Origin of the sequence: Campylobacter sp. RM16704 (assembly GCF_000816245.1) — a bacterium.
Taxonomy (GTDB): Bacteria; Campylobacterota; Campylobacteria; order Campylobacterales; family Campylobacteraceae; genus Campylobacter_D.
On sequence record NZ_CP007769.1, the window covers coordinates 909,093 to 934,773 of the forward strand.

The window sequence follows — 25,681 nt, forward strand, 5'->3', positions numbered from 1 at the left end:
TTAGTTTTTATCTTTATCAACTAATTTTTTAGCACTAATCCAAGGCATCATAGCACGAAGTTCACGTCCTGTTTTTTCTATCAAAGAGTCATTCATTAATTTACGCTCTGCATGCATTCTTGCAAAATTTGCTCTTCTTTCTAAGATAAAATCTTTAGCAAAACTTCCATTTTGTATATCTTTTAAAACATTTTTCATAGCTTCTTTGGTTTCTTTTGTGACAATCTTAGGCCCTGTGATATAATCTCCATATTCAGCAGTATTAGAAACAGAATATCTCATATCAGCAATACCACCTTGATAAATCAAATCCACAATCAACTTCATTTCATGTAAACACTCAAAATAAGCCATTTCAGGCTCATACCCTGCTTCAACCAAGGTTTCAAAACCTGCTTGGATTAAAGCACTAAGTCCCCCACAAAGTACTGCTTGTTCACCAAATAAGTCTGTTTCAGTTTCAGCTTTGAAAGTTGTTTCTATAATGCCCGTTCTACCACCACCTATAGCACTAGCATAACTTAAAGCTAAATTTTTTGCATTTTTACTTTCATCTTGATGGATAGCAATTAAGCAAGGCGTTCCACCACCTATGCTAAATTCATGTCTTACAGTATGTCCTGGAGCTTTAGGAGCTATCATGATCACATCTATACCTACTGGAGCAACAATTTGTCCATAGTGGATATTAAAACCATGTGCAAATGCCAAAGTTTTACCTGTTTTTAATTCAGGTTTTATTTCTTCATTAAAAATTTCACTTTGAATTTCATCAGGAGCTAAAATCATAATCAAATCTGCTTCTTTGGTAGCTTCTTTCACACTTTTTACTACAAAATTCGCTTTTTGAGCTTTTGCCCAACTTTGTCCACCCTCTTTTAGACCTACAATTACTTCTACTCCACTATCTCTTAAATTCATAGCATGAGCATGGCCTTGAGAGCCAAAACCTATAATAGCTACTTTTTTTGACTTTATTAAATTGATATCACAATCTTTATCATAATAAATAGAAACAGCCATTATATACTCCTATAATTTTGAATTAAAGCAAAGATTATAACCAAAAAATATAAATTTAATCCTTTTATGATAAAATTTAAGTTTTAAATCATTTTAAAGAGTATTATGAAAGAATTATTTAATCAACTAAGCTATGGTCTAAATGCCAATGAAATTACCAATAAAAATAAGCAAATCATTAGAGAATTATTAACTTGTGATATTGTTAAATTTTATAAAAACAAATACTATTTAAAAGATGGTTTTACTTTTGGTAAAATTGATATTTCATCTAATGGAACAGGATTTTTAGAAAGTTTTGATCATACTCTTAAGCGTGACTTGCTCATAGAAAATAAAAATTTAAAAGGAGCAAATTATGCTGATATAGTTGTAGCAAAATTACTCCCTCTTAAAAAAAAGCGTCCAAATGCTAAAGTTATTTTAATACTCAAAAGAGCTCATGAAACTTCTTTGGTTATAACTAAAAAATATGGTGAGGTTGTACTTGGAGTTAATATACAAACAGGTTTAACATGTGCTTTAAAAGCTTCTCAAAAATCTTTAAAGGCTTTACCTTTGGGAACTATTTTAAAAATAGAAAATCATGATAATAATATCACAGAAGTAATAGGACACATTGATGATGAATTTGTAGATGAAAAAATCTCTTTAGCACTTTTTAATAAAAATGCAGTTTTTGACACTTTATGTGAGAATGAAGCAAGAGCTTATGGAAATGAAGTTGATGCAAGTATGTATCCTTCAAGAAAAGATATTAGAAATTTAAATTTTTGCACCATTGATCCAGTTGATGCAAAAGATTTTGATGATGCAATTTATTACGATAAAAATGAACATGCTATTTATATAGCTATAGCTGATGTAAGTACTTATGTACACGCATATAGTGCCATTGATAAAGAAGCAAGATCAAGAGGATTTTCTATCTATTTTCCACATATTGCTATACCTATGCTACCAAGAGCTTTAAGTGAAAATATTTGCTCACTAAAACCTAATGAAGACAGACTAGCATTTTGCTTTAAAATAAGCTTAGATAAAAATAATGAAGTAATTAAAGAAGAACTTTTTGAGGCTATCATTAACTCAAAACGCCGTTTTAACTATGATGAAGTTGATAAGTATTTACAAAATCATGAAGATTTGGGAGTAATTGATTGGCTTTATGATGCTTTTAAAATTACCCAAAATTTACGCAAAAAACGCTTGAAAAATGCATGTGAATTTAAAACTCAAGAGCTTAGAATGAGTTTAGATGAAAACAACAGACTTATTCAAACACGCCTTGAAAGCGATACAGCTTCACATAATCTGATAGAAGATTGTATGCTTTTAGCAAATAAAGCTGCAGCTAAACTTATAGATGTAGGAGTTTTTAGAAACCATTTAAGCCCTGATTATAAAAAAATCAATCAACTACTTTCTGATTTATCTACTCTTAGTATAGATATAAATCCTAAAAATAATGTTATAGAACTATTCAAAGATATTCAAGTCTTGGCAAATGAGCTAAATATAAGAGAAGAAGTAGACAAACTCATCATAAAAGCACAAAAAAAAGCAGAATACTCTAGTGAAAATGCTGGACATTTTGGCTTAGGTTTTGATAGATATACTCATTTTACAAGCCCTATTAGAAGATATTCTGATCTTATTTTACATAGACTTTTAAAAGCTAAAATCAACAATGATGAAAAAATGTTTAATTATTTGCTTTTAAATATACAAAGCACTTGTGAAGAATTAAGTTTACTAGAAAGAGAAGCAGATAAAGTAGCATGGTATTTTATAGATAGAAAATTTGCAAGATGGGCAAAATATAATATAGGAAAAAAATTTAAAGCTTTAGTGATAGAAAATCAAAGTTCATTGCAAGTTAAATTAAATGATGATATTAAAGGAGCTTTGATTACTGTCGTAGGTTCAAGAGCAAATTTATTAGAAAATGTGGAAGTAGAAATTACTGAAGTAGATATTGTTAGTGCTAAAATTTTTGGCAAAATCACTAAGCATTTTAACTTAGAAAGAAGTCAAAATGTATAAAAATCAACTTCAAAACCTACTTAACAATGATAATTTTCCTAATTTTTTCTTACTTTATGGAGTAGATAATTTTCAGATAGAACTTTATGCCAAATTTATTAAAGATAAATATTCTTTTGATGAAAGTTTAAAATTTTATTTTGAAGAGTATGATTTTAAACAAGCATATGATTATTTATCTAGTGCTTCATTATTTAGTGAAAAAAAGTTATTAGAAATTAAAACCCAAAAGAAAATTCCAAACAAAGAACTCAAGCAACTTGTTGAAATTTGCCAAAAATCACAAGATAATTATTTTTTACTTGAAATTTATGATGAAATTTCCAAACAAAATGAAGTGGAAAAAATTTTTAATAATAATTTTTGTAGATTTTATAAAGTTAATTCAGCAAAAGAAGGTATAGAATTATTGACTTTAAAAGCTAAAGAATTAAACATTGATATAACACAAAATGCACTTTTTACTCTCTTTTATAATTTTAATGAGAATTTATACTTAGCGGCTAATGAATTAAATAAATTTAGCGGATTAAATATTGATGAAAAAATTATTCAAGAACATTGTTATAGTTTAAGCACTATTAGTTTTGAAAGTTTTTTTGACAATCTTATGAAAAATAAAGACTTAAGAAAAGATCTTGAAAATATATTAGATAATTACAATGAAATTGCATTGATTAACGCTTTATATGCGAATTTTTTAAGACTTTTTAAAATAGTTTTATATATAAAAGTTTATGGAAATTTAGATTTAAAAGAAATTTTAGGCTATGCCCCACCTATTTCTGTGGCACAAAATTTACAAAAGCAAGCTTTTATGATAAAAATACCACAATATAAAAACATTTTTACAGCACTTTGTAATTGTGAATATGAACTAAAAACAAATTCAAAAATAGAAAAAAAAGAATTTTTAGTTGCTACACTATTACAGATTAGTTCTATACTAAAAAGTTAAATTAAGAAAAATTATGTTAAAATAAAATGCATTTTTGCAAAAATCCTTGCCTAAAAATTAGGCTTTATATCCACAAGGAGAATTAATGAAACACTATGAAGTTTTATTCATATTAAAACCAACGCTTACGGAAGAAGAAGTAAGTGCTAAGTTGGAATTCGTAAAAGAAGTCCTTACAAAAAATAATGCACAAATAGAAAGCGTAGTTCCAATGGGAACAAGAAAACTTGCGTATAAAATTAAAAAATACGAAAGAGGAACCTATTTTGTGATATACTTTAAAGCTCCTACAAATTTAATTGCTGAGCTTGAAAGAATATTAAGAATCACTGAAGAAATAATTAGATTTTTAATTGTAAAATATGAAAATAAAAAGGAAATTGCTGCTTGGGAGAAACTAAGCAAAGGTATCAAACAAAATAAAAAAGAAATAAAAGTTAGCGAAAATACGGAAGGCTAATATGTTTAATAAAGTCGTTTTAGTAGGTAATCTTACAAGGGACATAGAGATGCGTTATGCTCCATCAGGTAGTGCAATAGGCTCTTCTGCTATAGCAGTAACAAGAAGATTTAGTGCAAACACAGGAGAAAAAAGAGAAGAAACCTGCTTTATCGACATTAGTTTTTTTGGTAGAACAGCAGAAATTGCAAATCAATACCTTGGAAAAGGCAGTAAAATACTGATCGAAGGTCGTCTAAGATTTGAGCAATGGACTGACCAAAATGGGCAAAATAGATCAAAACATAGCATTCAAGTTGAAAATTTAGAAATGCTAGGTTCAGCTATACAAAATAATCAGCAAAATAATTTTGACAATCAAAATTATGGTTATAACCAAAATTTTAATCAACAACAAAGTTTTGACCCTTATGCTCAAGTACAAACTAGAACAAATTCATCAAATACATATCAAAACACTCAAAAAGATGCACCTTTGAAAGAAATTGATATAGATAAATATGATGATGATACAGAATTACCATTTTAAAGGAAAATATCATGGCAGAAAAAAGAAAATACTCACGCAAATATTGTAAATATACTGAAGCTAAAGTGGATTTTATTGATTATAAAGATACAGCATTATTAAAACATGCTTTATCAGAAAGATTTAAAATCATGCCACGCCGTTTAACAGGCACTAGTAAAAAACACCAAGAAATGGTGGAGGTCGCTATTAAAAGAGCTAGACATGTAGCACTTATCCCTTACATAGTAGATAGAAAAGAAGTTGTTACTAATCCTTTTGAAGGACTATAACTAAATATAAATTAAACCCCAAGCATTAAGTGCTTGGGAAATAAAGAGGTTATAAAATTATGTTTTCAGATATAGAATCTGAAATTTATATTATATTGCTTGCTTCTGTTGCTATTGTAGCAGTACTTAATCCTTTTGGCAACCTGCCTCAATTTTTAGCTATGACGGAAGGATTGGATGCTGATAAAAGAAAAAAACTTTTTAGAAATATTATCTATACAGCTTTTGGAATAGTTTTAGTTTTTTTACTCACTGGTCCTTTTATTATGAAGTATTTATTTAAAATTGATATTAATGATTTAAGAGTTGCCGGTGGTTTAATTTTAATAATCATGAGTACTAAAAACCTACTTTTTACGCCTTCAAGCAGTCAATTTCAACACTATCAAGATTTAAATCATAAAGAATTGCTAAAAAAAAGTATAGTACCTATGGCTTTTCCTATGCTTGTAGGCCCTGGAACACTATCAACTATTGTAGTTATTTCTGAAGATCATAATTTAAGCATAGCTATTGTTTCTGTATTACTTACATTTGCTTTTATATTTGTATTATTTCATTTTTCAGCTACTATTGAAAAAGTTATAGGAAAACTTGTGTTGTATGTTTTTTCTCGTATAGCTTTAGTTTTTATTATGGCAATGGGGGTAAAAATGATAGCTGTTGGAGTTCAAAATTATATCCAATCTAATTTAGGATAGATAAAAAAACTTTTTTGCAAAAATATTTCTTCATTAACATTGGTATTATCATTGGTTAATACACTCACATTTACGGCAATTATAGACTTAGCATTATCGTAGTTTTTGATAAATTTTTCGTTTATACATTCTCCTAAGGGGTAAACATAATCTATTTTAATTTTTGCATTATTAATCTCAAAATAAACATATTCTAAACATTCTTTACCTTCTAAATGAGCTTGATACAAAAAATATTTTGAGAGTTCTTTAGAATCATAAAGTAAAATTTTACTTTGGGTGTAAAGTATTAAATCTTTCATTATTCTAGGAGGGTAAGAAGAAAGTTTAATTATAAATAAAGACATAAAAGAAATAAATAATATAAAAAATATTGTATAAATCATAGCAAAAGATTTTTTCATATAAATATCCATTTAGTTAAGCATTCTTTTTGATTTTCTTCACAAAGTTTCACACTAAGGATTTCGTTTTCTTTTGCAATTTCAAATCTAGAAACATCTTTTATAAGCAAAAAATCATTTTTATGATAATTTAAATCATCTATTTGAATAAAAATACTTCCGTTTTTAAAATATATTTTTACATAAGCATAAATAACACTATATAATCCAGTAAATTTTTTTTCATCGATAAAAGAAACTTTATCTTCGTTGTTTATTTTAAATTTATATATTTTAGATTCTTTCAAACTATAGATATATAAAAAATCACTAGGATATATTTTTTGCTTTTTAATACTATGCATATCTTTATAATTACTAAAAATTCCTTTGGATATTCCATTTTCTATAGTATAAAAATTGCTTTTAGGACTAAAAAACATTTTGTCATTTTCTAAAATAATACCACTAAAATTTAATTTTTTTAAAGAAGTATCATAAAAAATATCATCATTTGCACTCAAATAACATTCAAAAGAATTATTAGTATATTTTAAATCAACACATGATTGATAAATTTTTTCTATACTAAGCAAAGCTTGATTTAAATCAAAAAAAATACCATTTGTTTTTTTTGATTTAAAACTATATTGATAAATTTGTACAACTGGAGAACTTAAAAGTATAAATAATACACCTAATATAACAACGCTAAATACAAGTTCTATTAAACTAAAAGTTCTTTTCATTGCCAAATGCATTTATATAAGTTAAATCTTTAGCTTGCAGGGATTTGATATTAAATTTATTACTTGAATATTCAAGTAAAATATATCCATTAACAACAATATCTCTTTTTTTGTAACTATTATTTTTTTTTAGAAGTTCTTTTTCTTCTTCGAAAAGTTGTTGGTTAAATTTTATAATCTTTTGTGGAGAATTTAGAAAAATAAAATAATAAAATCCAAAAACAAAAGATAAAATAACTATGCAAAAAACAAGCTCTAAGAGGCTGAAAGCTTGTTTCATTTTCTTACACTTGCTTCAAAAGCTTCAAAAAAAGCACCTCGTAAAGCCCTTTTTTCCAAAGCCTCAACTCCTTTTATAGTAATTCCAGCAGGAGAACATATTTTTTCTTTAATAATTGCAGGATGTGTATGAGCAAATAATGTTGAAAAACTTTCAAATGTTGCTTTTGCTAAATCATAGCTTAAATCATTTTTAAGTCCATTTCTAACACCTGCATTTGCTAAACTTTCTGCTACCATAGCTAAAAACGCTGGAGCACAACCACTTAAAATCATAGCAATATCAAATTCTTTTTCATTTTGAAGCAAAAAAGACTTACCAAAAGTATTTATAATTGATAAAATTTCATTTTCAAATATTTTTTTTTCCATCAAATAAGGGGTTGTAGAAGCTTTAAATTCTGCAGCTATATTTGGCATAATTTTTGCATAATTTTGTGCTTTAATACAATGTAATTGTTCAAAAGTAGTATTTGCTAAAACAGAAATAATAAATTTAGCTTTACCTTTTAATTTATTAGCTACTTCATTTAACGCATAAGGCTTAAAAGCTAAAATAATATTTTTATCTTTTAAATCAAAATTATCATAAGATACGACTTTTAAATTCAAGTGGTTGGTTTTTTTTATATCTCTAGCTACTATAATAACATTATAATCATCTTGCAAACCTTTTGCTATAGCACTAGCCATAGCACCATTTCCTAAAATATAAATTTCAGACATTATTTTGCTTGTTTAATAAAAGCCGAAATCTTTTCAGACTGAAAATAATTAGGATATTTTGCAGTGTCTAAAATCACTTGCACCAAAGATTTGTTGTCATAATTCATTACAATTGGTGCTAGGAAATTTACAGTAGATTCCTCCAATGGTTCATTAATTGCAACTATTACATATACACCAAAATTAGTTTTTTCATTTAATGCCAACAATTCTTGATAATAATCAGGAACTTCAAAATCATAATCAGGACGAATCATATAAGGATCTATCATTACAAAAGAGAAGTCTTTTCCATCAAGACTTTTAAGTCTGTAAAATACTTCATCAATTTTGTAAAAATTCATATTTTTTGTTTCTTCAAATCCCAATATAGGACATTTAACTTCTAAATTCATTTTGCCTCCTAAAATCTATTGACTAAGAAATTACAACACAAAAAGCAAAATTGGTTCCAATTTTTATTTTTTCTCCAATTAATGCTTTTTTATTATAATTTTAGTTTTGAAAATTAACAATTTCATAAACATAAAACACTATAATTATAATTTATATAATTTTACAAGGCAGCAATATGAAAAAACTTTTTATTTTTTCACTTATAGTAAGTTTATTTTTAGGAGCTTGTAGCTCTAAAAAAACAGAAGATTTATACAATCTAAGTTCTATGGAGTGGTATAAACAAATCATAAAAGATTTACAGGAAAAAAATCTCGAAGCAGCTGACAAACATTATACTTCTATGGCTGCTGAACATACAGCAGATCCTCTACTAGAACAAACTCTACTTATTTTAGCACAAGCTCATATAAGTGAGGAAGAATATGAAATGGCTAACTTTTATTTAGATGAGTATTTAAATAAATTTGGAGATTCCCAAAATATTGCATATATTAGATATTTAAAGATTAAAGCCAAATTTGATTCTTTTGCTGTTCCAAATCGCAATCAAGCACTTATGCTTAAAACCATAGAAGAGATCAAAGAGTATAATCAAAATTATCCTAATGTTCAATACAATGATTTAATAGATACCATGCTTACTAAATTTAACCTTGCGGTATTTTATCTTGATATAAGCATAGCCGAGTTATATAAAAAAAAGAATAGAGAACAAAGTTATGAAATTTATAAGGAAAAAATAGAAAATTCTGATTTTAATAAAATTGATATGATCAAACCAGAACTTCCATGGTATAGAAAAATATTTGAAGAAGGCATAATATAATGAAACTAGAAAATATGCAAAATTATCCAACAAAACTTCCTATTCTTGTGGAAGATGAATTATTTTTATATCCTTTTATGATTACTCCTATTTTTTTAAATGATATGCAAAATATTAAAGCATTAGATACTGCTTTACAAAATGATAGCATGATTTTTGTGGCACCCTCTAAAATAGAAGGTGGCCGTAACTTTGATGACATTTATGATTGTGGAGTAATAGGGACCATAATGAGAAAAGTTCCACTTCCTGATGGTAGAATAAAAATTTTATTTCAAGGTTATGCAAAAGCAAAAATAGTGGAAAAAATTTCTGATGAGCCTTTATTTGCTTTAGTTGATTTAATCTATCAAGAGCCAATATGTAGCACAAAAAAAGAAGCTATTTTAGAAGTACTAAGAGAAAAGACTAAAGCTTTATCCACAGTAAGCCATTATTTTCCACCAGATCTTTTAAGAACTATAGAAGAAGATGTTGAACCTAATAGAATTTGTGATTTAATATTAAATTCTGTAAAAATTAAAAAAGAGCAAGCTTATGAATTTTTTATTGAAACAAATTTAGAAACTAAACTTCTAAATTTAATTGATTATTTAGCTAAAGAAATTGAGGCTAATAAAATTCAAAAAGAAATTAAAAATAAAGTTCATTCAAAAATAGATAAAGTCAACAAAGAGTACTTCTTAAAAGAACAACTTAAACAAATTCAAAGAGAGCTTGGAGGCGATATACAAAAAGAAAGCGAAGTTGAGGAATACAATAAAAAACTAGAAAAGAAAAAAGCTTTTATGTATGAAGATGCTTACAAAGAAATTAAAAAACAAATTCAAAAGTATGAAAGAATTCATCAAGATAACTCAGAAGCTTCAATGGTGCAAACTTATATAGAAACAGTATTGGATATACCTTTTGAATATTTATCTAAGAAAAAACTTAATTTAAAAGATGTATCTTTACAATTAAATAACGATCATTATGCATTAGAAAAACCTAAAGAACGCATAGAGGAATATTTTGCAGTTAAAGAACTTTTAGAAAAGCGTAAAATTAAAGATAGAGATGGTGCTAAAGTTATTTTATGTCTAGTTGGTCCTCCTGGTGTTGGCAAAACTTCTTTAGCAAATTCAGTTGCAAAGGCATTAAAAAGAGAATTAGTACGTATAGCCTTAGGTGGTTTAGAAGATGTTAATGAATTAAGAGGACATAGAAGAACCTATATAGGAGCTATGCCAGGAAGAATTATACAAGGGCTTATCGAAGCAAAACAAAGTAATCCAGTAGTTGTATTAGATGAAATTGATAAACTAAGTCGTAACCACAGAGGTGATCCAAGTGCTGTTTTACTAGAAATTTTAGATCCAGAACAAAATACTAAATTTAGGGATTATTATTTAAATTTTAATATTGATTTAAGTAAAATAATTTTCATAGCAACTGCAAATGATGTAAGTTTAATTCCTCCTGCTTTAAAAGACAGAATGGAATTTATAGAGCTTAGCTCTTATACTCCTCAAGAGAAATTTCAAATTGCAAAAAATTATCTTATACCAGATGAAATAAAAAAACATGGTTTAAAAAAAGATGAGATTAATTTCAGCAACGAAGCTATAGAATTAATTATCAATGAATATACAAGAGAATCAGGTGTAAGAAATTTAAGAAGAAAAATTGCAGAAGTTTGTAGAAAATGTGTTAAACAACTTTTATTGAAAGAAGATGTTAAAAACATTAAAATTAATGCTAAAAATCTGAAAGATTATCTAAATAAAAAAGTTTTTGAAATAGAAAAACACGAAAAAGAAAATAAAATTGGTCAAGTTAATGGACTAGCATGGACAGCAGTGGGTGGAGATGTGCTTAAAATAGAGATTATTAAAATAAAAGGCAAGGGAGAATTAACTCTTACAGGAAGCTTAGGTGATGTAATGAAAGAATCAGCTAAAATTGCCCATAGTCTTATAAAAAATCTAATTGATCAAGAACAAATAAAAAGTCCTAAAAATCTCTACTATAAAACCGATGAAAGTATTTATAACCAATATAATTTACACATTCATGTTCCAGATGGTGCTACACCTAAAGATGGTCCAAGTGCTGGCATTACAATTTCGACAGCTATAGCTTCTATTTTTAGCAATAAAAAAGTAAGATCAGATGTTGCTATGACTGGTGAAATCGATTTGATGGGAAATGTTTTACCAATAGGTGGATTAAAAGAAAAGTTAATTGCCGCTTACAAAGCCGATATTAAAACTGCTATCATTCCATATAAAAATTACGAAAGAGACTTAAAAGACATTCCAGAAGAAGTAATAAAAAATGTAAAAATTACAGGTGTCAAAACATTAAAAGAAGTTTTAAAAATTGCTCTTATATGAAGACTTGAAGTGCTTTTAAGCTTCAAGTCTATCCATAATTCTTACGCTTTCTTTTTCTAAATTGCTAATATCATTTATAATAGAATCATAGTCTTCTTTTGAAATATTTTCCTTTTTAGAAATTTCTACAGCTTTATTGGCTGCTGTTTGCATATTATTGCTAGCAACCTCCATTTCATTTTGTGAAATTAAAGGGCAAAATATACTTTTTGCATCTTCATCTTTACATAGAGTAGAAATTGGATCTAAATTTTGTAATTTATCTTGAGAGCCATTTAACGTTAAGTAAACATCCGATTTGTATAATATATGATCAATTTTCATTGCAGAAAGAGTTAAATCAGAAGCAAAATTTACAAATTCTTTACCCAAATGGATGCTTTTTTCTTCTAAATATCCAAATGCTTTACTAAAATCAATAATTTTACCATCTGAAGAATTTGCTATATTATAAACTTTTTCACTATTTTCCTGAATAGAACCTATTTCTTGATTCATAACTTGAATTGCCAAGGTAATTTCGCCTGTTGCTTTTTGGGTTTTTTCAGCAAGTTTTCTAACTTCATCAGCAACCACAGCAAAACCACGTCCGTATTCTCCGGCACGTGCAGCTTCTATAGCGGCATTCAAAGCAAGAAGATTGGTTTGTTCGGCTATATCTTTAATTACGCTAACGATAGAATTAACATTTTGAGCATTAGACGCAAAAGCATTTACTGCATTTTTGCTTTCATCGGCTACTTGCATCATGGTTGATATCGACTCCTGTAAACCTCCTATTTCTATTCCATTTTTTTGTGCAGTATCTGAAATAATCTTAATATCTCCAAAAACTTCCCTCATTAGTTTAATAATTTTATTCAAAGAAATAGACAAGTCATTTAAATTTTTATTTTGACTATTTAAACTTAAATCCATTAATTCTCTAGATAATGCGTTTTTAAACACAGATTTTCCAGTCTTTTCTATATCATCTAAAGATTTATTAATAAATTTTATATTATGAACAAAAATCCCTTTTAAGCCTTCAGAGATTGCTCTTCTATAATACTCTCCTTTTTGCGAACATGCAATAGATGTGTTAATTTCTCTTAAATAAGCTTCTAAACCATCTATTGTGTTATTTAAATTATCTGCGATTTCTTTTAATTTTTTATTACCACTTTTAATATAAACAACACGTCCATCAAAATTTCCATTTTTAAGTTCTTTGCTAAAAGTTAAAATTTTATCTATAAATTGTTCATCAACTTTGTTGCAATGAACCAGTACCGCGAGTAATATCAATAAAAACACAAAAAAACCTATCGAAAAATACTCTTGAAAACATAAAGCACTGATTATTGCTAAAACACTTAAAATAATTCCACCATATAATACTTTATTCATTATTTATTCCTATTTTTATTTTTGAAGTTCTAAAATTAATTGATTATAATTCATACCGTAAGAATTTACTATATTCATAAGCTCATCAATACCTGCTTTTATTCCTTTTTTTTGTTCAACTTCTAAAAGAATTTTATAAACTTGCTCTATAGTTGATATAGCTTCGCTTTTTGGTTTTCTTCTTACTGAATAATAATTTATAATACTTCCTTGTTCATCAAATGAAGCTGTAACATTTGTAAAAACCCAATAATAATCATTTTGTTTAGTTTTATTTTTCACAAAAGCAAAAATTTCTCTTCCATCTTGTATATAATCCCACAAACATTTAAAAACAGTTCTTGGCATATCAGGATGACGTACTATATTATGGGGTTTGTATAAAATTTCTTCCATCTTGTATCCAGCATACTTTAAAAAATCATCATTTGCATAAATTATATTACCTTTTAAATCTGTTTTAGAAGTTATTAGTGTATTTGGATCTAGAATTTTTTCTTTTGACATATTTTTCCTTAGTTATAATTTATTTACGAAATATTATATTCTATTTTTTTATAAAATTTCATTAAAATTAAAACCATTATCAAAAAGAATTTTCCTCACAAGTTCTTGATGTTCTTTACCTTTAGTTTCTAAAGTAATGGAAATCATAGCATCGCCATATTCAAGTTTAGTTGAAAATCTATCATAGTCAATTTTAACTATATTGGCATTAGCTTCTTTTATAGCATCACTTAAAGCACTTAAAGCTCCTGGTTTATCAACCAAGGTAACATTTATAAGCATTTTTCTAAACGCCTTAAACAAACCTTTTTCTATAATAATATTTAACATTTGAACATCAATGTTTCCACCACTTAGAACAACACCTATTTTTTTATATTTTTTTAAATCTAATTTCTTATGCAAAAGTGCTGCAACAGTACATGCTCCAGCTCCCTCGACTGTTAATTTATGTTTTTCAAGTAAATATAATACTGCATTTGCAATTTCCTCATCATCTACTTGTATAAATTCATCTACACATTCAAGAATAATATCAAAATTAATTTTATTTACATCACGCACTGCTATACCATCTGCTATAGTTCTAACAGATTTAGAATTAATAATCTTTTTACTTTTAAAACTTTCATACATTGCAGGAGCACCTTTAGCACTCACACCCACTATTTTTATATTAGGATTAATCTGTTTTGCTGCACTTGCAATACCGCTTATTAATCCACCTCCGCCAACCGGAGCTAAAATCATATCTAAATCACTAATTTCATCAAGCATTTCAAGCATCAAAGTGCCTTGTCCTGCCATAATACTTTCATTTTCAAAAGGATGGATAAAATTTAACTTATGTTCCTTGGCATAATTTAGTGCATAAGCATAAGCTTCATCAAAATTATCTCCTTTTAAAATTACTTTAGCACCTAAATTTTTTGTTGCACTTACTTTTAATAAAGGTGTAGCTTCGGGCATAACAATAACAGCTTCAATACCAAATTTTTTAGCACTTATAGCTACTCCTTGAGCATGATTTCCTGCACTTGCTGCTATTACACCAAATTGCTTTTGATCTTTGGTTAAATTAGCTATTGTATTATATGCACCTCTAATTTTATAAGCTCCCGTTTTTTGCAAATTCTCGCATTTTAAAAATATATCCGTATCTAAAAACTCACTCAAAGAAGAAGAATGTACGAAAGGAGTTTTTAGCACAAAATCTGCTATTTTCTGTTTCGCTTGATAAATTTTATTTAATTCAATCATAATTTTCCTTTTTTTGTAGTTCTATTTTTATACAGCAATCTTGAACACAATTTATACCATATTTTTGACATTTTTGCATTATCTCATTATTGATAATTCCAAGTTGCATCCAAAAATTTTTTATTTTTTTTATTAAAAGATCTTCAAATAGTTTATTAGCAAAATCTGCTTTTCTAAACATTACGACAGTATCAATTTCAAAAGGAATTTCTTTTAAATTTCTATAAACTTTTTCACTTAAAATAAAATCTTCTTTAGGGTAAATGGGATAAACTTTATAGCCTAAATCTTGTAAATATTTACTTACAAAATGCGAAGGTTTAGTTTGACTAGGACTAAGTCCTACAATAGCAATATTTTGCATAGAATTTAGTATTTTTTCTATATCACGCAAATTTTCTCCTTTTTTAAAGCATTGTATCCAAAATAAAACTAAAAAGTTGTTTTTTTAACAATCAACAAATGATATAAAGCCATAGATATTAAAACAAGTATTGCACAAAACACATAAATATTAGAAAAACCTATACTTGGCTCTATAATGCCTAATAAATAAGGACTAATACCTATTCCAAAATCTAAAGCAATAAAATAAGTTGAATTTGCTAATCCCATTTTTTCTCTAGGTGCAAGCTTTATTGCTAAAGCTTGGGCACTTGAGGTAGCATTTGCATAACCTAAAGCACAAAACAAACCAGCAAAAATAACCATATAAGAATTTCGTGCAAAAGCAAGTAAAACTAAACAAAAAATAAAATTTAAAAATGAAAAATTCATAATAATATGTGCTCCATATTTATCAAATATTTTTCCAGCTAATGGCCTAAAAATCATTGAAAAACTAGCATATATTACAAAAAACATCGAACCTGCAAAAGTTAAATTTAAACTTTGAGTATAGGCACTCATATAGGCTATTATAGCTCCAAATGGACATGCAAGTAAAAAAGTAACTAAAGCTAAATTTAAAACTGATTTTTCAAAATAATTGTAAATACTAAATTTTCTTTTTATATGATAATTTTTTTTAAATCTTTTTACTTTTAGAAAAATAGACAAATTTATTGCAAAAAATATACTAGAACTTGCAATTAAAAAACTTAGCTGAAATTGATTAATGGAATCAAGTTTTATCGCTAAAAAAGGCCCTAAAGCAGAAGTTAAAACAACACTTATAGCATAATATCCTATTCCAACACCTCTTTTATTGCTAGGTATTATCCTAGCAATAGCTGCCCCGCAAGCACAAGAACAAATTCCATAACAAACCCCTGCTAAGAAGCGTATCAAAACCAAAAAATATACATTGTAAAATTTCAAATACATCAAATTAATAAAAAGATAGAACAAAAGCGAAAAAACAATTACTTTTTTTATATTAACATCATCAATAATAGAACCAAAATAAAGCCTAGAAAATAAAGCACCTATAACAAAAGCACCCATAATAAGACCTGCCGTGCTAGTTTGAAGATTTAAAACATCTAAAACATAATCTGTACTAGAAATAGTACTCATATAAAAAACAAGACAAATAACAAAATTAATACCAAAAATACAAAAAAAATTAATATTAAATAAATTATATTTTTTACTAAGACCCATGAAAAAACCTCACTCATATTTTTTCATTGATATAGTCAAGTAATTTTAAAAGTCTTTCTTGATCTTGTATATTTAAGATACTTAAAATTTCTTTTTCGTATTTTCTTATATAAACATTAGCATCAAAAAAAATTTCTTTACCTTTAGCGCTTAGAGTAATGATTTTTTCTCTCTTATCATCCGCTTTTAAAAACTCTATATATCCAAGTTTTGCTAATTTAGAAACAACTCTAGAAAGTATAGCTTTATCCATCTGATAAAACTCACATATTGGAGCTAAAGCACTATTTTGATGATGGCTTAAATACACAAAAACTCTCCAATCACTTGATTTCAAACCAAATGGCTCTAAAATTTCATTAATTTTATGTAATATTTTTCTATTTGTGTAAGTAATTTTTTGAAAAAAAATAAGAAATCCTTTATAAAAATTAATTGATTAAATCAACTATTTTTATAGTAACAAATAATATATAAATTTAAACTTATACTATATTAGGCTTTTTTTCTTAAATACACTCCGCATTCAAGATGAGGAGTATTGGCAAATTGATCAAAAAAAGCAAAATTTAAAATTTCATGACTTTGACATAAGATTTCAAGATTTTCTTTTAAAGTAATAGGATTACACGAAATATAAATGATATTTTCATAATTTTTAATAAGTTCAATCACACTTAAATCAAGCCCTGCTCTTGGAGGGTCAACCAAAACATGAGATATTTTAAAGCTATCTAAATTTACCCCTTTTAAACGATTAAATTCTCTTTCTTTTTTCAAAGCTTGACTTAGCTCTTCACTAGAAAGTCTTGTAAAAGCTATATTTTCAATAGAATTTAAAGTACAATTTTTTAAAGCAAATTCAACATTTTTCTTAGAAATTTCAGTCGCTAAAACTTTTTTAAAACTTCTTGCCAAAGCTATAGTAAAATTTCCATAACCACAATAAAGCTCTAACAAATCTTGTTTAAAATCATCCTCTATACAAGATATAATCCATTCAATCATCTTTTCATTGATAAAAGTATTAGGCTGAATAAAACAATCATTATTTAACTCATATAAAAATTCATTTGTATTTATTTTTAAAACCTGTCTTAGATTTTCTCCATTAAACACAAGCTTTTTACCCCTACTTCTTGCTATGAATTTGAGATTTAATTTTTCTGCTAATTCTTGTAAATCTTGCACAATTAACTCTATATTTTTATGGAAAAGTAAAGTTATACTTAAATCTAATTTTGTAGCTAAAAACTCCACTCCAAAAAGCTTATGTTTTAAATTTTCATTTAGATTATTTAATAAAATAGGCATATATTCTTGAATTTTTTTATCTGCTATATCAAATTTTTCAATAGGAATTTTTTTCTTATTTTCATACATTGCATAAGAAATTCTTCCATTGTCTTTGTGATATATAGAAAATTCTGCCCTAGTTCTATAAAATTTTAAAGGTGATTTATAGCATTGAATTTCTCCATCATATAAAGAAGAAAACAATGCCTTATTTAAAGCAATCTTTTCTTCAAAATACATTTAAGCATCTACCTTTTTGCCAACTACAAAAAGCAAGGCCATCATAGCCAATATACCAAAAACAAGTCCAAGCCATACATTAAGTCCTAATGCTACTGGTAGATAACCACAAACTATACTTACAGCACAAACACTTAACGCATAAGGCATTTGTGTGCTAACATGTGCCAAAAGATCACACTTGCTTCCCATAGAAGAAAGTATAGTAGTATCTGAAATTGGTGAACAATGATCACCAAAAATAGCTCCTGTTAAAACACCTGAAATATTTATAATCATATATTGGTGTAACTCAACGCCGTTTAAATCATTATGTACTCCTACGGCCATAGCTAAAGGTATAGCTAAAGGCATTAATATCCCCATAGTTCCATAACTAGTTCCAGTTGAAAAAGAAATCACAGAAGCAAATAAAAAAACAGCAGTAGGGAGAAAATAAATTGGGGTTTTATCCGAAAACAAATCAATTAAATATTTAGAAGTTCCTAAATCCTTAATAACAGAAGCCAACGACCATGCACAAAGTAAAATAATTACCGTCATAATCATAGTTCTCCAGCCATGAGTCCAAACAGCAATAGCTTCTTTTAAAGTAAAGATTTTTCTATAAATTCCTAAAATAATAGCAACTATAGTAGCCAAAAGTGCTGCCTGAAATAATACAATAGATGCATCAGCTGCACCAAAAGTTTCCCTAAAGGCAAACAGACTCAAAGGTGCTGCATCAATTTGAGCTTTCAAGTTTACATCATCAATAGCATTATACCCACTAAAATAAAAACCTATAAAAGAAAAAATTATTAAAATAGCTAAGGGAATAATTGCATTTGTTGCTTGTAATTTAACATGTTCTTTTGGTTCTAATACTTTATCTTCTATATTGTCAATTTGCTCATGTCCGTGTGAAAATTTGCCCGCTCTTGCACGAAGTTCAGCTTTTAGCATAGGTCCAAATTCTCTACCAGTATAAATAGTTAAAATAACAAAAATCAACATAAAAAGATTATAAAACCTATAAGGTAAAGTTTGAACAAAAATTTCAAAAGCATTAATTTCTTCTTTAATAATACCAAGATGAATAAAAGCTTCATTGTCAATCAAATCATATCCACTACGAATAAGTGAAATCTCAAGTCCAATCCAAGTGGAAATAATAGCAAGACCTGTAATAGGAGCTGCAGTTGCATCCATAATAAAAGCAAGTTTTTCACGACTCACTCTAAATTTATCTGTAACAGGACGCATAATAGGCCCTACGATTAATGAATTAGCATAATCATCAAAGAAAATGAAAATCCCCATACACCAAGTAGCAAATTGCGAACTTTTTGCCTGTTTTGCCTTAGTAGAAAGCCAAACAGCAACCGCTTTCGTTCCTCCTGTTTTGGTAATAAGTGCAACAACACCACCTATAGTTAAAACTTGTAATAAAATACCTGCATTTCCAGGACTTGCCATTGAATTTACCGCTTTGAAAATAAAACCTGTAAAAGAAGCAACAATAGCATGATAGATACTATTTTCAGCAAGACTTAGCATAAAAGTACCACTTAATGCTCCAATAAACAAAGAAAGTACAACATCTTTGGTAATAAAAGCTAAAATAATAGCTATAATAGGTGGAAGAAGTGTCCAAACTCCAAAAAGTTCCGCATTTGTTTGTGCATCGGCAAATAAAAATAAAGGAGCTAATAATAAATAAAAAAATTTCATATTTTTCCTTAAAAAATTAAAGTTTTTCGCTAAAGGTTCCTGCCCAAGTTTGAGTGACAGGCATAAGTTCTATTTCGTTAATATTGATATGTTCAGGCAAACTAATAATAAAAGTGATAATTTTTGCTATGTCTTCGGCTTTAATGTATTTAGTATTTTCATAAACCTCATCAGCTTTTTTAATATCACCTTTAAATCTTACTTCACTAAATTCAGTTTTACAAAGTCCTGGAGCTATATTAGTTACTTTTATATTACTTCCACGCAAATCCGTTCTTAATGCTTTAGAAAATTGTGCTACAAAAGCTTTAGTTCCACAATAAACATTTCCACCATAATAAGGTACATTTGCTGCGATTGAGCCAAGATTGATCACATGAGCATTGTTTGCTTTTCTAAGTAAAGGCAATATGGCTCTTGTTATATATAAAAATCCTTTTATATTAGTATCTACCATAGTTTCTATGTCTTCAATACTCAAAGAATCAAATTCTTGCAATCCTATAGCAAGTCCAGCATTGTTAATAAGTAAAGAAATGTTTTTTAAACCTTGAGGTAATTTTTCAATAGTTTCAAAAACAGCTTGTTTATTTCTAACATCAAGCACTATAGGATAAATTTTATCCCCATAAAGCTCTTGTAGTTTTTCTAATCTTTCCTTGCGTCTTGCTATGGCTATTACTTTATAATCAAGTCTTATCAAAGCTTTTAGACTTTCTAAACCAAAACCAGAGCTAACACCTGTAACTAAAGCAATTTTCATGGTTGTGTTTCTTCGTAAAGTGTTAAATTTTTATTCTTTTTTAAACCTAATGTTTTTAAATATTCAATATTTTGCTCTTTTTTAGCCATAATAGCAAAATCAAGTGCATTAAATCCTAAATCATCTATATCTTTATAATTTGCCCTATAATCTATTAATAACTTTAACATTTTTACATCTGCATAGTTAGCTGCATGCATAAAAATATTTTTGGAGGTATGCTCTAGAGCACATAAAGTAATAAAATATGGAGCACTTACACCCATACTAGTAATAGAAATTTTTTCATTATCATTAATATATTTTTGATTTACATTGGCTCCATTTTCAAGTAAAAGTTTTGCTACTTTATAATTATTATATTCTACCGCATAAAACAAAGGAGTTTTTCCAAAAGAGTTTTTATAATCTATCACAGCATTGTTTTCTAATAAAACTTTTACATTGTTCTCATTATTTAATGCAAAAAACAAAGCAGACTCATAGCCTTCATTTAATTTCACACCAAGTTTAATAAATTCAATAATAATTTCACTTTCTCTATTATTTAACAGTGCAGCCTTAAAACCATTATTTAATTCTAAATTATTAATTTTTTTTGAATAAATATATTCTTTGATCTGTTCTAAAGAATTTTTAGGATTAGCTACAAATTTTTCAAAATCAGAAATATCTTTAAAAATTTTAGTTTCACCTACTGCCCAAATTAAAAATTCATTTAAAGCGTTACTAGCGTAATAAATTGCACTAGCATTATCTAAATTAAATTCTTTTTGAAAATATTTTGTTAAAGGATTTATAGCTTTATTATATTCTACCCAAAACTCTTTGAATAATTTAAAATTTCCTATACTTTGATAAGCCCAAAATCTAAAATAAGCTTTTAATTTAGTAATTTTTTGTTCTAAAAACACGGGATCTTCTAAAGATTTTTGATAAACTTGTGGATTTAAAGCAATTTTTAATAATTTAAAATCAAATTTCCTTAAATCACTAAAATACTCTCCACCCATACAAGCGCTATTACTACCTCTAATTTCATTTGCAAGTTCATAAAGTCTTTGTGTAATTTTATTATTTTTCAAAGAAATATCACAACTTAAATCAACTCGTAAAAAATCCTGCATATCTTTAGGATTAAAGTTTTTAAAAAATGCCTTATTTTCCTTTAAATAATTACAATCAAAATCCAACGCTATAACATTTAAACTAAAAAACAAACCAAATAATAGAATTTTCAAACATTTGTCCTTATAATATGAATTAAATTACTATTTTAACTAAATTTTTGCTTTAATAACAATTAATTAATTTGAAATTTTATACAATAAATTCTTTAAAATAAGGAAAAACATGTATCAAAGTTTTTATAAAACTGATTTTGCCTATATTCTTTTACAATGTAACAAAAACAAGCTTATTAATATTAGCTTTTTAGATTCAAAACCAAATTTCATAAAACACAGACATCCTATTTTAAATCAAGCTTTAGAGGAATTAGATCTATACTTTAATAAAAAACTTTTTAAATTCAATACACCATTATTACTTGATGGCAGTGATTTTGAGATAAAGGTTTATAAAGCTTTAATAGAAATTCCCTATGGACAAACAAAAACATATCAAGAGATTGCTTCTTACATTAATCATCCAAAAGCTTTTAGGGCAGTTGGCAATGCAAATGCTAAAAACAAATTTCCAATTTTTATTCCTTGTCATAGAGTGGTAGCTAAAAACCATGTAGGCGGTTATAATGGAGGGTTATATATAAAGAAAAGATTACTACAACTTGAAGGTAGTTTGTAAAAAACTTCATTACCAATCATTTTATATAAGCATCTCATTTTTTTACTAATTATAATTTTATAAATTTTATAATTTAAAAAATTAATAGATTTTACCATATATGAAAGTTTTTTCTTATTAATATTTTTTTAAACTAAATAAAAAATATAAGTTTTTTCAGTATTTACATAGTAAATTTTGTTCTTTAATATATAAAATTATGCATTATTGCAATAAGAAATCCTGCTTAAGTACAAGCCACTAGCTGGAGCTAAAAATCTACAATGAGCTTTTTTAGCATTAATTTGCTCTAAAAGCTCGTTTTGATTCAATTTTCCCTCTAATACTTTTAAAATACTAGCCATCATCATTCTAATTTGTGATCTTAAAAAGCCATTAGCCTCAAAATAAAAAATAGTATGATTTTTATAAATATAAACCTTGGTTTTATATATTATTCTTATACTTGTTTTATTATTAGAGCCTTCTTTTTGAAAAAATTTAAAATCATGCTCACCTTCAAATAAATACACTATTTTTTTCGCTAAACTAGTATTTATTTTTGGATAAAAATACACATATGAAGCCAAAAAGGGATTATAATTTTCATGACTTAATATATAACGATAAGCCCGTTTTTTCACATCATAACGCACTTGAAAATCATCATTTACTTTTTCAATATGCTTAATATGTATAAAAGGATGAGAAAAGTGATTAATTTTATTTTTTAAATATGAAAAGTCTTTAAAATGTCCTCCTGATTTTACACAAGCTACTGCATTAAAAGCATGTACACCTTTATCAGTTCTTGATGCAAACAAAGGTTTATCATAAATTCCTAAATGTGTTAAAGCATTAGCCAAAGCATCTTGAACACTAAGTTTATGTGGCTGGGTAGCTGAGCCATTAAATTTAGAGCCATCATAAGAAAAGGTTAATTTTAAAAGCATTTAATACTTACTTATAATTTTAATTTTAAAATAAATACTAGAAGCAATGAAAAACAATATAAAAATACTTCCAACAGCTACAAATGGAGGATTATAAAAGCTAATCAAAAGACTAAAATAAACAAATATAACTGCAAAAATCCCAAAATAAGCAAAACCTTTTTCATAACGATAGGTTACTATTCCAAAAGATAACGCAAACAATACACTTGCCAAAGGAAACAAAGCAATTAATACATAAATAACAAACTCTTTAGCTTTTTCTTTACTGCTAGTTATATCATTCCAATAATTATAAAAGCTTTTAGTATTTAATTCCCTAGAATATAATTCACTCGTAATTAATAAATTTTTAAAACTTGAAATATGCCAATTATTATCTTTTATTTCATAAGCTTTACCTTCATTCAATTTAAAGGTAATTACACCTTCATTGGTTTCAAATCTCCCTTCTTTAGCTAAAATCACTTGTTCTTTATCTTGCAACTTTTTCTTTGGATGATACATAATAATATTTTGATAAATATCTTCTGAATTTTTATTATCTATAAAAACAAGCCACTCACCATATCTTTGTCCAAATTCCCCTGTTTTAATGCTTATTTTCGCACTAATTTTTTTATAATCTACAAAATTATCAAAAAGTTCAAATGAAATTGGTATAAAAATCAAAACTACTATAAGCAAAAAAGTACTAGTTGCAGTAGCTATTTTTATAAAAAAACTAGCCATCATTTTTGGTGTTATACTTAAAGCAAATAAAACCGTACTTTCATTTTCCCTTGAAAGTCTGTAAAAAGATAAAGTTAGGGCTATAAAAAAAGATATAGGTAAAGTAAAAACTAAAATTTTTGGTAAAAGATATATATATAATTTTAAAAGTTCAAAAAAAGATATTTCAATATAAGATGTAATTTTTGCAAGTTGAATAAAAAAAATAATAGAAACAATAATAAATAAAGTAAAAAACAAAGATAGCATAGTGCTTAAAAATTGATTAAGTAGATACTTATAAACTAGCTTCATAATATACTTTCTACACTTATATTAATCAAAATTCCACAAAATAAAAAAGGAATCATAGGCATTTGATAATCTTTTTTAGCTATTTTTACAAACATTAAAAGACTTAAAAAACTTGCAACAAATAAAATTAAAAAGCCTTTTTCATAGCCAAAAATTCCAAAAATCAAAGCTATTATTATAACATCACCATCCCCTAAACTTTCTAAAATTTCATCTCTTTTTTTAAAATTTTTAATAAAATTAATCACACTTTTTAGTATAAAAATTAAACCTGCTCCAAAACACACTCTAAATAAAAAGCTATCTTGAAAATCCTCTAATTTTAAACCATTTTGCAAAAAATCAAAACAAAAAGCTAAAACAAACAAAATCCAAAGCCAAAGCTCATCCACTGCTTTTAGATAATAATCCATCCAAGAAAGTGCTAATAATATAGCTAATATACAAGCAAAAATTAAAGTTTGAAAAATATCTTCAATTAGGTGAAAAGCAAACATAAACAAACATGCACAAACTAACTCATTAAAAGGATAAATTAAAGAAATTTTTTCCTTGCAAAAAGCACATTTTCCTTTTAAAAACACAAAAGAAAACAAAGGAATAAGATGATAAAATTTCAAAGTATTAAGACACTTAGGACATTTTGATCTTGGAACTGCAATACTTTCTTTACAAATCGTTCTGAAAATCAAAACATTAATAAAAGATCCTATGCAAAGCCCCAATAACAAAAAGAAAAATATCATTTACCAAAAGTTCTTTTGCGTTTTTTAAAATCACTAAATATATTTGCAATTTCTTTTTTAGTAAGTGCTGGAAATAAGGTTTGGCTAAAATAAATTTCTGCATAACTTGATTGCCATAGTAAAAAATTTGATATACGCTTTGCACTTCCTACTCTTAAAAACAAATCTACATCATCACTTAAATCAAGATTTGCTTGTATATTTTCTTCATTGATTTCAAGATTTTTTTCAACCACTTTCTTAACTGCTCTTACTATTTCATCTTTAGCTCCGTAAGAAATAGCTAAATTTACACATAATTTTGTATGATTTTTAGTTTGCTCTTGAAAATTTTGTATTTTTTTTAAAGTTAATTCATCTAAAAAATTTAAATTTCCTATAGCTTTAAAACGCACTTCATTAGCTATAAATTTATTTAATGACTCATCAAGATATTTATTTAATAACTTAAAAAGAAATTCTATTTCCTCTTTTGGTCTTTGCCAATTTTCTGTGCTAAAAGCATAAAGAGTTAAAATTTGAATTTTTTCATCTATACAAACTTCTATGATTTTTTCAACAACCTTAGCACCTTGGTTATAGCCGATTTTTTCTAAAAGTCCATTTTTTCTAGCCCATCTTCTATTACCATCCATTACAACAGCAAGATGTTTTAACTCATTCATTCTA

General features: G+C 26.8%; 29 protein-coding genes. 9 read left to right on the forward strand and 20 right to left on the reverse strand.

Features of this window, described 5'->3' with window-relative positions:
- Positions 1 to 1,023, reverse strand: a complete 1,023-nt coding sequence (gene ilvC, locus CAQ16704_RS04700) for a ketol-acid reductoisomerase (RefSeq protein ID WP_039667104.1) — start codon at positions 1,021 to 1,023, stop codon at positions 1 to 3.
- Between the two features lie 105 nt (positions 1,024 to 1,128).
- Between ilvC and CAQ16704_RS04705 the strand changes: the two genes are divergently transcribed.
- From CAQ16704_RS04705 to CAQ16704_RS04730, 6 genes are all read left to right on the forward strand, one after another.
- Complete coding sequence (locus tag CAQ16704_RS04705) at positions 1,129 to 3,069, forward strand: RNB domain-containing ribonuclease (RefSeq protein ID WP_039667105.1); 1,941 nt, start codon at positions 1,129 to 1,131, stop codon at positions 3,067 to 3,069.
- On the forward strand, positions 3,062 to 4,027 hold the full coding sequence (gene holA / locus CAQ16704_RS04710) for a DNA polymerase III subunit delta (RefSeq protein ID WP_039667106.1): 966 nt from the start codon (positions 3,062 to 3,064) through the stop codon (positions 4,025 to 4,027). The genes CAQ16704_RS04705 and holA overlap by 8 nt, the downstream gene beginning before the upstream one ends.
- 85 nt (positions 4,028 to 4,112) lie before the next feature.
- Positions 4,113 to 4,487, forward strand: a complete 375-nt coding sequence (gene rpsF / locus CAQ16704_RS04715; protein ID WP_039667107.1) for a 30S ribosomal protein S6 — start codon at positions 4,113 to 4,115, stop codon at positions 4,485 to 4,487.
- A gap of 1 nt (position 4,488) precedes the next feature.
- Positions 4,489 to 5,016 (forward strand): single-stranded DNA-binding protein, encoded by a 528-nt coding sequence (locus tag CAQ16704_RS04720; protein WP_039667108.1) that lies wholly within the window; start codon positions 4,489 to 4,491, stop codon positions 5,014 to 5,016.
- Between the two features lie 11 nt (positions 5,017 to 5,027).
- Positions 5,028 to 5,288 (forward strand): 30S ribosomal protein S18, encoded by a 261-nt coding sequence (gene rpsR / locus CAQ16704_RS04725; RefSeq protein WP_039618521.1) that lies wholly within the window; start codon positions 5,028 to 5,030, stop codon positions 5,286 to 5,288.
- 59 nt (positions 5,289 to 5,347) lie between these two features.
- Positions 5,348 to 5,989, forward strand: coding sequence for a MarC family protein (locus CAQ16704_RS04730; protein WP_039667109.1), 642 nt, complete (start codon positions 5,348 to 5,350; stop codon positions 5,987 to 5,989).
- Here CAQ16704_RS04730 and CAQ16704_RS04735 read toward each other — a convergent pair.
- The 5 genes from CAQ16704_RS04735 to fliW are packed head-to-tail and all read right to left on the reverse strand — an operon-like array spanning position 5,965 to position 8,521.
- On the reverse strand, positions 5,965 to 6,393 hold the full coding sequence (locus CAQ16704_RS04735; RefSeq protein WP_039667110.1) for a hypothetical protein: 429 nt from the start codon (positions 6,391 to 6,393) through the stop codon (positions 5,965 to 5,967). The two genes, CAQ16704_RS04730 and CAQ16704_RS04735, sit on opposite strands and share 25 nt — an antisense overlap.
- On the reverse strand, positions 6,390 to 7,121 hold the full coding sequence (locus CAQ16704_RS04740; protein ID WP_039667111.1) for a type II secretion system protein: 732 nt from the start codon (positions 7,119 to 7,121) through the stop codon (positions 6,390 to 6,392). Before CAQ16704_RS04740 ends, CAQ16704_RS04735 begins: the two co-directional genes overlap by 4 nt.
- Complete coding sequence (locus tag CAQ16704_RS04745) at positions 7,105 to 7,401, reverse strand: hypothetical protein (protein ID WP_039667112.1); 297 nt, start codon at positions 7,399 to 7,401, stop codon at positions 7,105 to 7,107. The genes CAQ16704_RS04740 and CAQ16704_RS04745 overlap by 17 nt, the downstream gene beginning before the upstream one ends.
- Entirely contained in the window at positions 7,398 to 8,126 is a 729-nt protein-coding gene (locus tag CAQ16704_RS04750) for a pyrroline-5-carboxylate reductase (protein ID WP_039667113.1), read from the reverse strand. Before CAQ16704_RS04750 ends, CAQ16704_RS04745 begins: the two co-directional genes overlap by 4 nt.
- The gene (gene fliW / locus CAQ16704_RS04755; protein WP_039667114.1) at positions 8,126 to 8,521 is read right to left on the reverse strand and encodes a flagellar assembly protein FliW; all 396 of its coding nucleotides are present in this window, start codon (positions 8,519 to 8,521) and stop codon (positions 8,126 to 8,128) included. Before fliW ends, CAQ16704_RS04750 begins: the two co-directional genes overlap by 1 nt.
- Before the next feature lie 176 nt (positions 8,522 to 8,697).
- Between fliW and bamD the strand changes: the two genes are divergently transcribed.
- Entirely contained in the window at positions 8,698 to 9,351 is a 654-nt protein-coding gene (gene bamD / locus CAQ16704_RS04760; protein WP_039667115.1) for an outer membrane protein assembly factor BamD, read from the forward strand.
- Positions 9,351 to 11,729, forward strand: a complete 2,379-nt coding sequence (gene lon / locus CAQ16704_RS04765) for an endopeptidase La (protein WP_039667116.1) — start codon at positions 9,351 to 9,353, stop codon at positions 11,727 to 11,729. The genes bamD and lon overlap by 1 nt, the downstream gene beginning before the upstream one ends.
- 15 nt (positions 11,730 to 11,744) lie before the next feature.
- Here the strand turns inward: lon and CAQ16704_RS08540 are convergent, their stop codons facing one another.
- From CAQ16704_RS08540 to CAQ16704_RS04815, 10 genes are all read right to left on the reverse strand, one after another.
- Positions 11,745 to 13,118, reverse strand: a complete 1,374-nt coding sequence (locus CAQ16704_RS08540; RefSeq protein ID WP_039667117.1) for an MCP-domain energy taxis signal transduction protein — start codon at positions 13,116 to 13,118, stop codon at positions 11,745 to 11,747.
- Positions 13,119 to 13,133: 15 nt separating this feature from the next.
- Positions 13,134 to 13,625 carry an energy taxis response protein CetC gene (gene cetC, locus CAQ16704_RS04775; RefSeq protein ID WP_039667118.1) on the reverse strand — a complete coding sequence of 164 codons (492 nt, stop codon included), beginning with the start codon at positions 13,623 to 13,625 and terminating at the stop codon, positions 13,134 to 13,136.
- 48 nt (positions 13,626 to 13,673) lie between these two features.
- Entirely contained in the window at positions 13,674 to 14,885 is a 1,212-nt protein-coding gene (gene ilvA / locus CAQ16704_RS04780) for a threonine ammonia-lyase (RefSeq protein ID WP_039667119.1), read from the reverse strand.
- Entirely contained in the window at positions 14,878 to 15,249 is a 372-nt protein-coding gene (locus tag CAQ16704_RS04785) for a CoA-binding domain protein (protein ID WP_052245056.1), read from the reverse strand. The genes ilvA and CAQ16704_RS04785 overlap by 8 nt, the downstream gene beginning before the upstream one ends.
- A gap of 68 nt (positions 15,250 to 15,317) precedes the next feature.
- Complete coding sequence (locus tag CAQ16704_RS04790) at positions 15,318 to 16,490, reverse strand: MFS transporter (RefSeq protein ID WP_039667121.1); 1,173 nt, start codon at positions 16,488 to 16,490, stop codon at positions 15,318 to 15,320.
- 13 nt (positions 16,491 to 16,503) lie between these two features.
- Positions 16,504 to 16,827 (reverse strand): MarR family winged helix-turn-helix transcriptional regulator, encoded by a 324-nt coding sequence (locus CAQ16704_RS04795; protein ID WP_148308477.1) that lies wholly within the window; start codon positions 16,825 to 16,827, stop codon positions 16,504 to 16,506.
- Between the two features lie 158 nt (positions 16,828 to 16,985).
- Positions 16,986 to 18,026 (reverse strand): tRNA (uridine(54)-C5)-methyltransferase TrmA, encoded by a 1,041-nt coding sequence (gene trmA, locus CAQ16704_RS04800; RefSeq protein ID WP_039667123.1) that lies wholly within the window; start codon positions 18,024 to 18,026, stop codon positions 16,986 to 16,988.
- Complete coding sequence (locus CAQ16704_RS04805; protein WP_039667124.1) at positions 18,027 to 19,739, reverse strand: Na+/H+ antiporter NhaC family protein; 1,713 nt, start codon at positions 19,737 to 19,739, stop codon at positions 18,027 to 18,029.
- 16 nt (positions 19,740 to 19,755) lie between these two features.
- Positions 19,756 to 20,502, reverse strand: a complete 747-nt coding sequence (locus CAQ16704_RS04810; protein WP_039667125.1) for a short-chain dehydrogenase/reductase, subgroup 5 — start codon at positions 20,500 to 20,502, stop codon at positions 19,756 to 19,758.
- A complete protein-coding gene (locus CAQ16704_RS04815) occupies positions 20,499 to 21,743 on the reverse strand; it encodes an ankyrin repeat domain-containing protein (protein WP_039667126.1) in 1,245 nt (414 codons plus the stop codon). The genes CAQ16704_RS04810 and CAQ16704_RS04815 overlap by 4 nt, the downstream gene beginning before the upstream one ends.
- A gap of 112 nt (positions 21,744 to 21,855) precedes the next feature.
- Here CAQ16704_RS04815 and CAQ16704_RS04820 point away from each other — a divergent pair, with 112 nt between their 5' ends.
- Positions 21,856 to 22,308, forward strand: a complete 453-nt coding sequence (locus tag CAQ16704_RS04820; protein WP_039667127.1) for an O-6-alkylguanine-DNA/cysteine-protein-methyltransferase — start codon at positions 21,856 to 21,858, stop codon at positions 22,306 to 22,308.
- A 197-nt stretch (positions 22,309 to 22,505) separates the two neighbouring features.
- Here the strand turns inward: CAQ16704_RS04820 and truA are convergent, their stop codons facing one another.
- The 4 genes from truA to uppS are packed head-to-tail and all read right to left on the reverse strand — an operon-like array spanning position 22,506 to position 25,677.
- Positions 22,506 to 23,240: a tRNA pseudouridine(38-40) synthase TruA gene (gene truA, locus CAQ16704_RS04825; RefSeq protein WP_039667128.1), complete on the reverse strand. Its 735-nt coding sequence runs from the start codon at positions 23,238 to 23,240 to the stop codon at positions 22,506 to 22,508.
- Positions 23,241 to 24,266, reverse strand: coding sequence for an LptF/LptG family permease (locus CAQ16704_RS04830; RefSeq protein WP_039667129.1), 1,026 nt, complete (start codon positions 24,264 to 24,266; stop codon positions 23,241 to 23,243).
- The gene (locus CAQ16704_RS04835; RefSeq protein WP_039667130.1) at positions 24,263 to 25,012 is read right to left on the reverse strand and encodes a prepilin peptidase; all 750 of its coding nucleotides are present in this window, start codon (positions 25,010 to 25,012) and stop codon (positions 24,263 to 24,265) included. Before CAQ16704_RS04835 ends, CAQ16704_RS04830 begins: the two co-directional genes overlap by 4 nt.
- Complete coding sequence (gene uppS, locus CAQ16704_RS04840; RefSeq protein ID WP_039667131.1) at positions 25,009 to 25,677, reverse strand: polyprenyl diphosphate synthase; 669 nt, start codon at positions 25,675 to 25,677, stop codon at positions 25,009 to 25,011. The genes CAQ16704_RS04835 and uppS overlap by 4 nt, the downstream gene beginning before the upstream one ends.
- Positions 25,678 to 25,681: the final 4 nt, after the last annotated feature.

What these genes read in the sequence shown, in the direction of transcription:
- holA (WP_039667106.1), top strand. Translation starts at nt 3,062, where the DNA reads ATGTATAAAAATCAACTTCAAAACCTACTTAACAATGATAATTTTCCT.
- fliW (WP_039667114.1), bottom strand. Translation starts at nt 8,521, where the DNA reads ATGAATTTAGAAGTTAAATGTCCTATATTGGGATTTGAAGAAACAAAA.
- CAQ16704_RS04835 (WP_039667130.1), bottom strand. Translation starts at nt 25,012, where the DNA reads ATGATATTTTTCTTTTTGTTATTGGGGCTTTGCATAGGATCTTTTATT.
- rpsF (WP_039667107.1), top strand. Translation starts at nt 4,113, where the DNA reads ATGAAACACTATGAAGTTTTATTCATATTAAAACCAACGCTTACGGAA.
- cetC (WP_039667118.1), bottom strand. Translation starts at nt 13,625, where the DNA reads ATGTCAAAAGAAAAAATTCTAGATCCAAATACACTAATAACTTCTAAA.
- bamD (WP_039667115.1), top strand. Translation starts at nt 8,698, where the DNA reads ATGAAAAAACTTTTTATTTTTTCACTTATAGTAAGTTTATTTTTAGGA.
- CAQ16704_RS04740 (WP_039667111.1), bottom strand. Translation starts at nt 7,121, where the DNA reads ATGAAAAGAACTTTTAGTTTAATAGAACTTGTATTTAGCGTTGTTATA.
- rpsR (WP_039618521.1), top strand. Translation starts at nt 5,028, where the DNA reads ATGGCAGAAAAAAGAAAATACTCACGCAAATATTGTAAATATACTGAA.
- CAQ16704_RS04730 (WP_039667109.1), top strand. Translation starts at nt 5,348, where the DNA reads ATGTTTTCAGATATAGAATCTGAAATTTATATTATATTGCTTGCTTCT.
- CAQ16704_RS04805 (WP_039667124.1), bottom strand. Translation starts at nt 19,739, where the DNA reads ATGAAATTTTTTTATTTATTATTAGCTCCTTTATTTTTATTTGCCGAT.
- CAQ16704_RS08540 (WP_039667117.1), bottom strand. Translation starts at nt 13,118, where the DNA reads ATGAATAAAGTATTATATGGTGGAATTATTTTAAGTGTTTTAGCAATA.
- lon (WP_039667116.1), top strand. Translation starts at nt 9,351, where the DNA reads ATGAAACTAGAAAATATGCAAAATTATCCAACAAAACTTCCTATTCTT.
- CAQ16704_RS04750 (WP_039667113.1), bottom strand. Translation starts at nt 8,126, where the DNA reads ATGTCTGAAATTTATATTTTAGGAAATGGTGCTATGGCTAGTGCTATA.
- trmA (WP_039667123.1), bottom strand. Translation starts at nt 18,026, where the DNA reads ATGTATTTTGAAGAAAAGATTGCTTTAAATAAGGCATTGTTTTCTTCT.
- CAQ16704_RS04790 (WP_039667121.1), bottom strand. Translation starts at nt 16,490, where the DNA reads ATGGGTCTTAGTAAAAAATATAATTTATTTAATATTAATTTTTTTTGT.
- CAQ16704_RS04720 (WP_039667108.1), top strand. Translation starts at nt 4,489, where the DNA reads ATGTTTAATAAAGTCGTTTTAGTAGGTAATCTTACAAGGGACATAGAG.
- CAQ16704_RS04705 (WP_039667105.1), top strand. Translation starts at nt 1,129, where the DNA reads ATGAAAGAATTATTTAATCAACTAAGCTATGGTCTAAATGCCAATGAA.
- ilvC (WP_039667104.1), bottom strand. Translation starts at nt 1,023, where the DNA reads ATGGCTGTTTCTATTTATTATGATAAAGATTGTGATATCAATTTAATA.
- CAQ16704_RS04735 (WP_039667110.1), bottom strand. Translation starts at nt 6,393, where the DNA reads ATGAAAAAATCTTTTGCTATGATTTATACAATATTTTTTATATTATTT.
- uppS (WP_039667131.1), bottom strand. Translation starts at nt 25,677, where the DNA reads ATGAATGAGTTAAAACATCTTGCTGTTGTAATGGATGGTAATAGAAGA.
- CAQ16704_RS04830 (WP_039667129.1), bottom strand. Translation starts at nt 24,266, where the DNA reads ATGAAGCTAGTTTATAAGTATCTACTTAATCAATTTTTAAGCACTATG.
- CAQ16704_RS04810 (WP_039667125.1), bottom strand. Translation starts at nt 20,502, where the DNA reads ATGAAAATTGCTTTAGTTACAGGTGTTAGCTCTGGTTTTGGTTTAGAA.
- CAQ16704_RS04745 (WP_039667112.1), bottom strand. Translation starts at nt 7,401, where the DNA reads ATGAAACAAGCTTTCAGCCTCTTAGAGCTTGTTTTTTGCATAGTTATT.
- ilvA (WP_039667119.1), bottom strand. Translation starts at nt 14,885, where the DNA reads ATGATTGAATTAAATAAAATTTATCAAGCGAAACAGAAAATAGCAGAT.
- CAQ16704_RS04785 (WP_052245056.1), bottom strand. Translation starts at nt 15,249, where the DNA reads ATGCAAAATATTGCTATTGTAGGACTTAGTCCTAGTCAAACTAAACCT.
- CAQ16704_RS04820 (WP_039667127.1), top strand. Translation starts at nt 21,856, where the DNA reads ATGTATCAAAGTTTTTATAAAACTGATTTTGCCTATATTCTTTTACAA.
- truA (WP_039667128.1), bottom strand. Translation starts at nt 23,240, where the DNA reads ATGCTTTTAAAATTAACCTTTTCTTATGATGGCTCTAAATTTAATGGC.